This is a genomic window from Pantoea sp. X-Soil-YNGN-785, from assembly GCF_059730585.1.
On record NZ_AP035942.1, the window covers coordinates 2,356,204 to 2,367,563 of the forward strand.

General features: G+C 52.6%; 10 protein-coding genes and 1 tRNA gene. 6 read left to right on the top strand and 5 right to left on the bottom strand.

Annotated elements, in window-relative coordinates; translation table 11 throughout:
- Positions 1 to 78: 78 nt before the first annotated feature.
- The 4 genes from flhC to otsB form a co-directional block, all read right to left on the bottom strand.
- The gene (gene flhC / locus AC6I8E_RS11030) at positions 79 to 657 is read right to left on the bottom strand and encodes a flagellar transcriptional regulator FlhC (protein ID WP_013358233.1); all 579 of its coding nucleotides are present in this window, start codon (positions 655 to 657) and stop codon (positions 79 to 81) included.
- Complete coding sequence (gene flhD, locus AC6I8E_RS11035; RefSeq protein WP_013358234.1) at positions 654 to 1,007, bottom strand: flagellar transcriptional regulator FlhD; 354 nt, start codon at positions 1,005 to 1,007, stop codon at positions 654 to 656. Before flhD ends, flhC begins: the two co-directional genes overlap by 4 nt.
- 1,016 nt (positions 1,008 to 2,023) lie before the next feature.
- Complete coding sequence (gene otsA / locus AC6I8E_RS11040; protein WP_147789038.1) at positions 2,024 to 3,460, bottom strand: alpha,alpha-trehalose-phosphate synthase; 1,437 nt, start codon at positions 3,458 to 3,460, stop codon at positions 2,024 to 2,026.
- Positions 3,457 to 4,245: a trehalose-phosphatase gene (gene otsB / locus AC6I8E_RS11045; protein WP_033783347.1), complete on the bottom strand. Its 789-nt coding sequence runs from the start codon at positions 4,243 to 4,245 to the stop codon at positions 3,457 to 3,459. The genes otsA and otsB overlap by 4 nt, the downstream gene beginning before the upstream one ends.
- A 453-nt stretch (positions 4,246 to 4,698) precedes the next feature.
- Here otsB and eptA point away from each other — a divergent pair, with 453 nt between their 5' ends.
- The 6 genes from eptA (at position 4,699) to AC6I8E_RS11075 (ending at position 9,890) form a co-directional block, all read left to right on the top strand.
- Complete coding sequence (gene eptA / locus AC6I8E_RS11050) at positions 4,699 to 6,327, top strand: phosphoethanolamine transferase EptA (protein ID WP_497823973.1); 1,629 nt, start codon at positions 4,699 to 4,701, stop codon at positions 6,325 to 6,327.
- On the top strand, positions 6,327 to 7,007 hold the full coding sequence (pmrA, locus tag AC6I8E_RS11055) for a two-component system response regulator PmrA (protein WP_090960117.1): 681 nt from the start codon (positions 6,327 to 6,329) through the stop codon (positions 7,005 to 7,007). The genes eptA and pmrA overlap by 1 nt, the downstream gene beginning before the upstream one ends.
- Positions 7,004 to 8,062, top strand: coding sequence for a two-component system sensor histidine kinase PmrB (gene pmrB / locus AC6I8E_RS11060; protein ID WP_013358238.1), 1,059 nt, complete (start codon positions 7,004 to 7,006; stop codon positions 8,060 to 8,062). Before pmrA ends, pmrB begins: the two co-directional genes overlap by 4 nt.
- Before the next feature lie 309 nt (positions 8,063 to 8,371).
- Positions 8,372 to 8,938 carry a flavin reductase family protein gene (locus AC6I8E_RS11065; protein WP_033783350.1) on the top strand — a complete coding sequence of 189 codons (567 nt, stop codon included), beginning with the start codon at positions 8,372 to 8,374 and terminating at the stop codon, positions 8,936 to 8,938.
- A 59-nt stretch (positions 8,939 to 8,997) separates the two neighbouring features.
- Positions 8,998 to 9,531 carry a peptide-methionine (S)-S-oxide reductase MsrA gene (gene msrA, locus AC6I8E_RS11070; RefSeq protein WP_013358241.1) on the top strand — a complete coding sequence of 178 codons (534 nt, stop codon included), beginning with the start codon at positions 8,998 to 9,000 and terminating at the stop codon, positions 9,529 to 9,531.
- Positions 9,532 to 9,802: 271 nt separating this feature from the next.
- A tRNA-Ser gene (locus AC6I8E_RS11075) sits at positions 9,803 to 9,890 on the top strand.
- Positions 9,891 to 10,423: 533 nt separating this feature from the next.
- Here the strand turns inward: AC6I8E_RS11075 and phoH are convergent.
- Positions 10,424 to 11,212, bottom strand: coding sequence for a phosphate starvation-inducible protein PhoH (gene phoH / locus AC6I8E_RS11080; protein WP_190285949.1), 789 nt, complete (start codon positions 11,210 to 11,212; stop codon positions 10,424 to 10,426).
- Positions 11,213 to 11,360: the final 148 nt, after the last annotated feature.

Consider the following 11,360-nt stretch of genomic DNA (forward strand, 5'->3'; position numbering starts at 1 on the left):
AGGTTATTCCTGAACCGCAAGCAAAAAAAAAGCAGCGGTATTAACCGCTGCTGGATGGCTTCCACAGTGCGAACAAACTTAAACGGCGTGTTTAACCTGTTCATCCAGCAGTTGTGGAAACATATCGGCAGGTTCTGCAGAAAGTTTACGTCTTTTTACGGCACGTGATGGCGGCTGGCACAGGCTGCAGGTAAAGCTGCCAACTGGCTGATGCGCATGATTAATAAAGCTGCCGTTGCAGCATTTGCAATCCGCCAGTTCCAGCATGCCACTTTCAACGAATCGGACCAGGGTCCAGGCGCGGGTCAGCGCCAACAGCGGGCCCTCGTCCGATTGCGGACACTGTTCGAGATATAAACGGTAGGCTTTAATTACGGCATCGACACCGCTGCACAAACCGGTTTTCAGTAAAAATTTCCAGGCGTTGCAAAACATAGAAGCATGGATGTTCTGCTCCCACGTCATAAACCAGTCCGTGGAGAACGGCAGCATGCCTTTTGGCGGCGGACTGCCACGTAATTCTTTATAGAGCTTGATCAGACGACCACGGCTCAGCTGAGTTTCACTCTCTAACATCTGTAAGCGCGCACCTAAAGTGATCAGCTCCATCGCGAGCTGAATATCACGTGCTTCCTGAACAATACTTTTCTCACTCATGACATTGCTCTCTTTTTAGCAGGCGCTACATCTTTAGACGCATTACGCAATAAACGGCTCGATAATAAAATGCCGGTGTGGATTTGTTGTAAATCATCCACGCGTGATTCCTGCGTCAGGCGATTAATGGTGCTGCTATCGGTAAAACGGAACTGGCAAACCAGTTGATTGGTTTCCGCCATTTTTACCATCTCAGGCAATGTTAATTCAGATAATGCGTTCGCCATTTTCTCGTCAATGCCGAGGCGAAACATTGCAGAAGCTTTATCCTGGTTAATTAAACGCTGCGCGAGCAGTAAATAAGACAAATTGAGGTCATAAATATGTTTCAGTACTTCAGATGTGCCCATTATTTTTCCATCCTGAGAGATGCGACGTAACTGTATCGCAGATTAAAACCTGCGGTTCGAGCTGCTGTTTGTTAAATCCAAAGATGGCAAAAAAACTTCACATAATTTCAATGTCACTGTTTTTCGCCTTCTATTTTCGTGGGTTTCAGACCCACTGAAGGTCGAAAATCCATGCCATTCTATTTTCGAGTTCCGGACATCTTCCGTGACGTCTTATTACATTTTTTAGGACTATTCCGAAAACAACGCAAATCTATATCGTCTGATTTCGACATACAACGACAGTCAGATGAAATTTTAGATAAAGTGTGACGCAAATCACACTTTTAACGCAAATTTCTTCAGCAACCCTTTACGATTACTTACCGACCGGTCACTTTTTGAACAAAAAAGTGTGTTTTTAAGTCCAATTCGTCCTGAGAAAGGTTTAATAGGGGGTAAAAGCATCGCTATTCGACGCTTTAAGCAGTCCGGAATGATTATCGGGTGTTAATCGTTTTAACACCCTATTTAGAACCATCTAAAAGAGGGTTGTCAGCATATTATGCTGGCAAGGCGGGGCCTTATTTGCTGTTAAATTAGTTACTTAAGGGGAGTATCGCAGGGTGTGAGTAATGAAATCGTTAAGATTTCTACGGCAGTAAGAGGGGCTTCTGGCAACCTGGCGTTAACAGTGACAGCAGAATGTTCAGGCTCCGACACCCGATGTAACAAGGGGTTACATAAGAAAGACGAATGAATTAACGGCAGGTTATACGTTGGCTCTATCACTATCGGCAGTCTGAAAAAAAACTTTAGCAAAGTAGTTAAAGAAAGCGGCGGGCAGCGGTATGACTGGGTTTTCGGGATTCCCTGCATATATCGGGCCACTCTGAGCTGCCACTGAGGACATCGGCACAAAATCACCGCACAGCGTCATTAACAGATAGCAGGCGAGTTTTCTGTGAGCTGGGCCGAAAAAAAGCAGCGATACCAGGGTGGTATCACTGCTTCCATTATTGCGATAAAGGCTCAGGTCAGGCGAGTTTCGGGAAGGTCGCTACCTTATTCACGGTGCTGTGGTCAACACTGCGTGGGTCAATACGCTCCAGGTCATTCAGGAAGCTCTCACGCCAGGCGGTAATGTCGTTTTTGCGCAATACCGCCATCATGTCGTTGTAGCGTGAAATCCTTTCGGTGCGCGGCATAGTAATCGCCTTGTCCAGCGCAGCAGCAACTTCATCGCGGTCATACGGATTCACTATCAGCGCTGAAGTCAGTTCGTTGGCGGCACCGGCAAAGCGCGACAGCACCAGTACACCCGGATCGTCCGGGTCCTGCGCAGCCACATACTCTTTCGCGACGAGGTTCATGCCATCACGCAGCGGCGTCACCAGACCCACATCGGTCAGGCGGAAGATTTTCATCAGCAGGCGACGGTCGAAATGCTGGTTAAGGTAGTAAAGCGGGGTCCAGCCCAGCGTACCGTACTTACCGTTAATCCGTCCTGCTTCGGTCTCCAGCTGATGCCGGATATCCTGATAGGCCTGCACATCACCACGTGAGGTCGGTGCAATCTGCGAGTAACGGATTTTGCCGCGATGCTGCGGGAAGTTTTCCAGCAGCGCTTCATAGGCAAGAAAACGCTCCGGCAGTCCTTTGGAATAGTCGAGACGTTCGCAGGCAATAATGTTGCGTGCATCGCCCAGCTCTTTCTTCATGGCAGCCATTTTCGGCGGCAGTGGCCCTTCGGCCATCTCTTTAATACTGTCTGGCTCAATCCCGATTGGATAGACCTCAGTCATAAAGGTGTTGCCAAAGGCGCGATGCTTTTTGTCGCCTTTATTCTGCAGTTGCGTAAGCTGACTGACGCTGTCCAGGAACGCCACCCGATCCGATTCAGTCTGGAAGCCAAGCAGGTCATATTCACACAGCATTTCCAGCAGCTCTTTGTGCGGAGGCAGTGCATTGAATATTTCTGGCGTCGGGAACGGAATATGCAGGAAGAAGCCGATGCGGTTATTAATACCGGCCCGACGTAGCGCGGCAGCAAAGGGTAAGAAATGATAATCGTGGATCCAGACAATATCATCCGGTTTGATCAGCGGTTTTAAGCGCTGCGCCACCGCGTCATTAACCTCGCAATACCCTTCCCACGCTTCACGCTGGAACTGCACCAGATCGAGGCGATAATGGAAGGCGGGCCAGATAACCGTGTTTGAGAACTGGCAATAATAGAGATCGTAATCGTTCTGGCTCAGCGGGAAGGAAGCATACTCGATACCTTCATGTTCCTGCACACTGACGTCTTCTACTTCTTCGCCGGTGAACTCGCTGATTTCACCGTTCCAGCCAAACCATAATCCACCGGTGCTTTTCAGTGCATCGAGAATGCCGACGGCCAGGCCGCCTGCGCTGGTTTTAGACCCATCTGGCATGGCGACACGGTTAGATACAACCACTAAACGACTCATAACCTAAACTCCTTACCGACGTTGTCTTGCTCTAATAGTAATAATGTTCTTTCCAGCCAGCCATAAACGGCATCGACATCATTTAGCCGATAACCGGCCTGGCTTGACCCTTCGCCGACTTTAACTGAGACGCCCTGCCGTTCGTTAACGGCCAGGAAGCCCTTCTCATCCGTCAAATCGTCGCCAATAAAGACTGGCGTGCGTCCGGCAAAAGGGGGCTGCTGCATAAAGTCGCTGATTGCGGCACCTTTATCGATGCCTGCCGGTTTAATCTCAACCACGCATTTCCCTGGCTGAAGCGCCAGTCCCGGGAAACGCTTCACTGACTGTTCAGCCAGTCGCAACACATCCTGCTCATGCTGCATCGCCTGACGGTAGTGAAGTGCAAAGGCCATGCCTTTCACCTCAAGCTGAGTGCCAGGCCAGCATGCCATCGCATCCTGCAATTCCTTCCTGAGATTTTTTTCGACCTCAACAGGCAGGCTGATGCGCTGCACATGCCCCTCTGCATCACGACGCTCAGCGCCATGCACGCCCGCCGCCGGGCCGTACCACGGCGCAGCCAGCGCATCCAGTTGTTCGATGGGTCTGCCGGAGACCAGCGCCAGTGCGCCCTGAGAAAGCGCAGAGAGCTGTTGAAGTTGTGCGATGACCTGCTCAGGAATAAATACCGCTTCGGGACGGGACTGTATCGCTGCCAGCGTACCGTCGACATCAAAAAAGAAGGCGTACTGCCCGCTGCTTAATGTCGGGTACCTGGCATGGGTGTCTGCCGCTTGGGTCACGTTACTTCTCCTGAAAATCAAATTTAATAAAACATTGAGTTAAAACAAGAATGTCCTGACGCAGTCAGGTCAGCAAGCGGGAAATTCTGATAAAGCGGTGATTGAGGGGTAAAACGCGGTGATTGGATAGGTCACTCTCCTCAAACTTGCAAGCGCATTGCTGACAATACTGGCTAACTGAGAACATCTTCACATTAAGTGTAGTCATTAACAGGGGTTATGCCAAAAATATGCACTTTTCATGCCAGCCGCTGCGGTTAAGTCAGCAGAAAAGCGCCATTTACACCTGTTCCTTTTTTAATAATCGTAGCGGTATCGGTCCGCATCACGCTGGAGTGATACCCGTTACGTATTCCATACGAATGACATTCTTCAAAGCTTAAGTTTCTTAAGGTTTTCCTAATATAGAAAGCGCAATCTCGTGACACTTTTATTACTCTGGTTCCTGCTCACATGGCGTTTACCCTGAAGAGGCCGCTGATTAGCCGCCTAAGTTTGCTGATCCTGGCTGCGGTTTATATCGCGGTTTTCCTTAATATCGCTTATTACCGTCAGGTGCTGGCGGTCATGCCGCTGAACAACCTGCATACCACGCTGGTATTTTTATCGATGCCTGTAGTCGCCTTTAGCGTGATTAACATCGTGATTACGCTGGCCTCGTTTGTCTGGCTGGATCGGCTGCTGGCCGCCCTGTTTATTCTACTCTCTGCGTCGGCACAGTTTTTTATTCAGACTTATAACATCGTGGTCGATCGTTCGATGATCACCAACATGATGGATACCACCGCTTCTGAATCCTTTGCGCTGATTACGCCGCAGCTGCTCTTCACCCTGCTCACCTCGGGCGTGCTGATGACGTTGCTGGTGTTCTGGCCGCGCATAAAACGGCAGCAGTGGCGTGGCATACTGGCGCGACTGCTTAGCGTGCTGCTTTCCGCCGCGCTGATCGTGCTGGTCGCCCTGCTCTTCTATAAAGATTACGCTTCGCTGTTCCGCAACAACCGCGAGCTGGTTAAAGCGCTCAACCCGTCGAACAGCATTGCGGCAACGCTCTCCTGGTATAAGCATGAGCAACTGCAGAATGTACCGCTGGTGCGCATCGGTGAAGATGCCCATCTGCAGCCCAGCCGCAGCAGCGGTAAGCCGAATCTGACGATTCTGGTGCTGGGAGAGACGTCGCGCGCGCAAAACTTCTCGCTGGGTGGTTACGGTCGTCTGACCAATCCTTTACTGGCGAAAGACGATGTGATCTATTTCCCGCACACCACCTCGTGCGGCACGGCGACGGCGGTTTCGGTGCCCTGCATGTTCTCCAACATGCCGCGCGCGCACTATGATGATGTGCTGGCTGCGCATCAGGAGGGACTACTGGATATTATTCAGCGCGCTGGCATCAGTGTGTTATGGAATGAAAATGATGGTGGCTGCAAAGGTGCCTGTGACCGGGTGCCGCATCAGGACATGACCAGCCTGAACCTGCCCGGCATGTGTATTAATGGAGAGTGTTATGACGACGTGCTGTTCCACGGGCTGGACGACTACATCAGTCAGCTGAAAGGCAACGGGGTCATTGTCCTGCATACCATTGGCAGTCATGGCCCGACCTACAGCCATCGGTATCCGCCACAGTTCCGTCAGTTTGAACCGACCTGTGATACCAATCAGATTCAGGACTGTTCGCAACAACAGCTGATCAACACCTATGACAACACGCTGGTCAATGTGGATCATATTGTCGATAAAGCAATCAATCTCCTGCGCGCGCATCAGGATCGCTTCACCACCAGCCTGGTCTATCTTTCTGATCACGGTGAATCGCTGGGTGAAAATGGCGCTTACCTGCATGGCCTGCCCTATGCTATTGCCCCGGATACGCAGAAACATGTGCCGATGCTGATCTGGCTGTCCGATGATTATCAGAAACGTTATGCGGTTAATCGCGGCTGTCTGAATAAACTGGCGGCGACAGACGATTTTTCACAGGATAATCTGTTTTCAACCATGCTGGGATTAACCGGCACCGCGACCCACGAATATGTGCCTGCGGATGATATTTTGACGTCGTGTCGGAGCCAACCTTAATGAAGATACTGATTGTTGAAGATGATGCGCTGCTGCTGCAGGGCCTGATGCTGGCGCTGGAAGGCGAAGGCTATGTCTGCGATGGCGTGACGCGGGTGCGGGATGCTGAAGCGCATTTCGCCAGCGGCCTCTATAGTCTGGTGGTGCTGGATCTGGGTTTGCCGGACGAAGATGGCCTGCATTTCCTGATACGACTGCGGCGGCAGAAAAAGATGACGCCGGTGCTGATACTGACCGCGCGCGACACCATCAGCGAGCGCATTGCCGGACTCGATGCCGGGGCGGACGACTATCTGATCAAACCGTTTTCGCTGGATGAGTTGCTGGCGCGGATCCGCGCGTTGATTCGCCGTCACGTCAATCAGGGCGACAGTCATGTCAGAGTGGGTGCGCTGGCGCTGGATATGACACATCGCCAGATCATGCTTAATGATGTGTTGCTGGATCTGACGCCCAAAGAGTTCGCGATTCTGTCACGACTGATGCTGAAGGCCGGCAATCCGGTTCACCGTGAAATTCTCTACCAGGACATCTATAACTGGGAGACCGAGCCTTCTACTAATACGCTGGAAGTGCATATCCATAATCTGCGCGACAAAATTGGCAAGAGCGCCATTCGTACCGTACGCGGGTTTGGTTATGCGCTGGTGACGCAGGATGGCGTTCGCGAGGCAACATGATAAAACGTTTCGATCACCGCAGTATGCGCTTTCGCCTGATCCTGACCATTGGTCTGATTCTGCTGGTCTTCCAGGTGATCAGCGTGGTCTGGCTGTGGCATGAAAGTAAAGAGCAGATTCAGTTTCTGGTGGAAGCCCAACTGCAGAAGCGCAACATGGACAGTCACGTGAAGCGAGAAGTCCATGAAGCGGTGGCCAGCCTGGCGGTGCCGAGCCTGGTGATGATTACGCTGACGCTGCTGCTTTGCTATCAGGCGGTGAAATGGATCACCCGGCCGCTCTATCAGCTGCAGCGGGAACTCGAAAGCCGCAGCGAAGAGAATCTCGATCCCGTCGCCTGTCACAGTCAGGTTCATGAGATCGATGCGGTGACTCAGGCGATCAATCAGCTGGTCGCCCGCCTCAACAGCAGTCTGGAGCGCGAGCGGCTGTTTACCGCCGACGTGGCGCATGAGTTGCGCACACCGCTGGCGGGATTACGGCTGCATCTGGAGTTAATCGAACGCAACAGCGATGTCAAAGTTCAGCCGCTGGTGCAGCGTCTTGATCAGATGACGCACAGCGTGTCGCAGCTGCTGAATCTGGCGCGTGCCGGACAGTCATTCACTTCGGGCACCTATCAGAACGTCGGGCTGATTGAAGATGTGATCCTGCCGATGGAAGCGGAGCTGAGTATTATGCTGGAGGCGCATCAGCAGACGCTGGTGCTGGATCTGCCGCAGGAGCAGTTTGTGCGTGGTGATGCGACCCTGCTGAAGATGTTGCTGCGTAATCTGGTTGAGAACGCCCATCGCTATAGCCCGGATAACAGCACCATCAGCGTGCAGCTGTTGTCTGTGCCACAGCCCATGATGGTAGTGGAAGATGAGGGACCGGGCATTGATGAGAGTAAAAGTGGCGAGCTGAGTAAAGCGTTTATCCGGATGGACAGTCGCTATGGCGGTATCGGACTCGGGCTGAGCATTGTCAGCCGCATCGTCCAGTTACACCGTTTTCAGTTTTTCTTAGAGAACCGTCGCGACCGGAGCGGTTGCCGGGCCGTCATTAAGTTTTAAGCGGTAAACCAGGCAGACAGGAACAGAACAACCGTTGCTGCGGCGATCAGCAGTGCCGCATATTCGCTCATCGGACGTGAAGCAGTGACAGACAGGGTAGCAGGCGCAGTTTTCATAGCATTATCCTCCGTTAAAGCAGGCAGTATCGCGACTGCATATTAAGGAAACCTTAAGCTCGTGAGATTGTCGTTAAAATGTCTGCTCTGCCCTGTTTCCCCGTTGACCTTGCCTTTATGGCTGCTGACCTTTCCGCCGCACCCGCAGTGTGCTCTACACTTAATGGCACCCTTCCGTTAAAGGAGCTACGCCATGAGCCAACGCATGCACAAATATGCTTTTCCGGTCAGCAAAGCCCGCAAATACCTTGAGCCGGGACCGGTGCTGCTGCTCAGCTCGCAGTATCAGGATCAGCATGACATCATGACGCTCGGCTGGCACACGGTGCTGGAGTTCTCGCCGTCCCTGGTCGGCTGCATGATTGCCGGTATGAATCACAGCCACGAGCTGATCCGCAACAGCGGTCAGTGCGTGCTGAATATTCCTTCCGCCTCGCTGATTAATGAAGTGGTGGCTGTCGGCAACAGCCACGGTGACAGTATTGATAAGTTTGAAGCCTTTGGCCTGACGCCGGAGCCGGCTCAGGTAGTGGGTGCGCCGATGATTGCCGAATGTTTTGCCAGCTTTGAATGCCAGCTTTATGACGACGCCATGGTCGCCCGCTACAACCTGTTTATTTTTGAGATCGTCAAAGCGCATGTCGCTGAGCAGCCGGAATATCCCCCGACCCTGCACTACACCGGTGAAGGCCGGTTTAGCGTGATGAGCGATAAAATGCTGGATAAGAGCGGAGATTTTAAACCGGAGATGCTCATCTAGTTGAAAGCGCTCTGCTGCGCCCCCATTCACCTCTTTCGACCTGACAGGAGTAAATTATTATGGCAATCGAATACGCAGTTATCGCTGGCGGCTGTTTCTGGTGTACCGAAGCGGTATTTAAAGATGTGATCGGCGTAGAGTCGGTTGAAAGCGGCTATACCGGTGGTGCGCGTCCTAATCCGACCTATGAGCAGGTCTGCAGTGGCGCAACCGGTCATGCAGAAGCGATCCGCATTGGCTTTGATCCGGAGCAGGTAACTTATGGCGATCTGCTGGATATCAGCTTTGTCACGCATGATCCGACCCAGCTGAACCGTCAGGGCAATGATATCGGCACCCAGTATCGCTCTGCCATTTTCCCGGCGAATGCCGAGCAGGAAGCAGAAGCGCGCGCCGCCATTGAACGCGCCCAGGCTGATCATGATGTGCCGGTTGTGACCACCATTGAGCCGCTGAAAGAGTGGTATCCGGCTGAAGCCTATCATCAGGATTACTGGGAAGGCGCCGGTCAGCGCAACGGTTACTGCATGGCGGTCATCCCACCGAAACTGCAGAAGCTGCGTAAAAGCTTCGCTAATCGGGTGAAGAGCTGATTTAGCGTCTGACGGAGCGGCGTCTGGCTGGGATACAGGCCCGGACGTCGCTCCGGGTTATTTCAGTCGTCACGCGGTCCTTAACATGACCCGATCAGCTTCTTTATTACTGTGGAATATGGCGCATAAATGCCCGATTTTAAGCCGCAGTAAATCGATTCGTTCAGAGCTTAAGCGAATAGATCGAAAGAAAAAAATAGTGCTTGACCCTTTTCAGCCGACTCCCTATAGTACCGCCCCGTTGACCCAGCGCGGTCAGCGAAGTAAATGTGGTGAGGTGTCCGAGTGGCTGAAGGAGCACGCCTGGAAAGTGTGTATACGGCAACGTATCGGGGGTTCGAATCCCCCTCTCACCGCCACATTCTAAAGAAGAGCCTGAACTTATGTTCAGGCTTTTTTTTTGCCTATTGCACAGTAAGGGGGGTGAGAAGCCCCGCCGGGGTTCGACAGCATGCTCAGCATGCTGGACAGCGGAGCCTGCGACGCTGCCCGCAGGGTGAGCGAACCGAATCCATCCCCCTCTCACCGCCACATTCAAAGAAGAGCCTGAACAAACGTTCAGGCTTTTTTTTGCATATTGCATTGCGAGAGGGGGTGAGAACCCCCGCCGGAGAACGACCGCATGCGCAGCATGCTGGACAGCGGAGCCTGCGACGCTGCCCGCAGGGTGAGCGAACCGAATCCATCCCCCTCTCACCGCCACATTCAAAGAAGAGCCTGAACAAACGTTCAGGCTTTTTTTTGCCTATTGCACAGTAAGAGGGGTGAGAAGCCCCGCCGGAGAACGACCGCATGCGCAGCATGCTGGACAGCGGAGCGTGCGACGCTGCCCCACAATAAGAAAACCCGGCCGGGGCCGGGTTTGGGCGCTACACTTCTACTCAATCAAACGCTAGCTATATGCGTGCAGGGTGCGCTGACACAGCGCAGAACGCACACAATCCTCTTTGCCAAAGCGCACAATGCCCACCATCTCGTCCTCTTCAAAACGCACCAGCGCGTCCGCGAGACCGGAAGGCACCCCAGCGGGCAAGTCGCACTGGGTGATATCGCCGTTAACAATGACCGTGACGTTTTCGCCCAGTCGGGTCAGGAACATTTTCATCTGCGCGGCGGTCACGTTCTGCGCCTCATCCAGAATTACCACTGCATTTTCAAAGGTGCGGCCACGCATATAGGCGAAGGGCGCAATCTCTACTTTGGCAATTTCCGGACGCAGACAATATTGCATAAATGATGCGCCAAGACGTTTAACCAGAATGTCATAAACCGGACGGAAATAAGGGGCGAATTTCTCAGAAATATCACCGGGCAGGAATCCCAAATCCTCATCTGCCTGAAGTACCGGGCGCGTAACAATAATCCTGTCGATATCCTTATTAATCAGGGCCTCAGCCGCTTTCGCAGCACTAATCCAGGTTTTACCACATCCGGCCTCACCGGTTGCAAAGATCAGCTGTTTCGTTCCTATGGCATTAAGATAGTGCGCCTGAGCTTCATTACGGGCTTCAATCGGTAGCCGGTCACGCGTATCGCGCGCCATGCCAATTGCATCCAGTCCGCTCATATGCACCAGCGAAGTGACCGACTCCTCTTCACGCTGACGATGACTCCGTGAGTCATTACGAAGCACTCTTCTTGCTTCCCGACGCGCTTTGATCACTGCTTTCTGTCTTCCCATAGTGGCACCTTTCAGTTGGTTTCATTTCCTGCGCGAGGCCGGTGGCCCGTTGCGATTACGTGAACGCTTTAGAGGTTTCAGTTGGCTTCCTTTTGAGCCATGACAGGACAGGATAGTGGGTATGCAGCAGCGCAATAGCGTGGCTGAA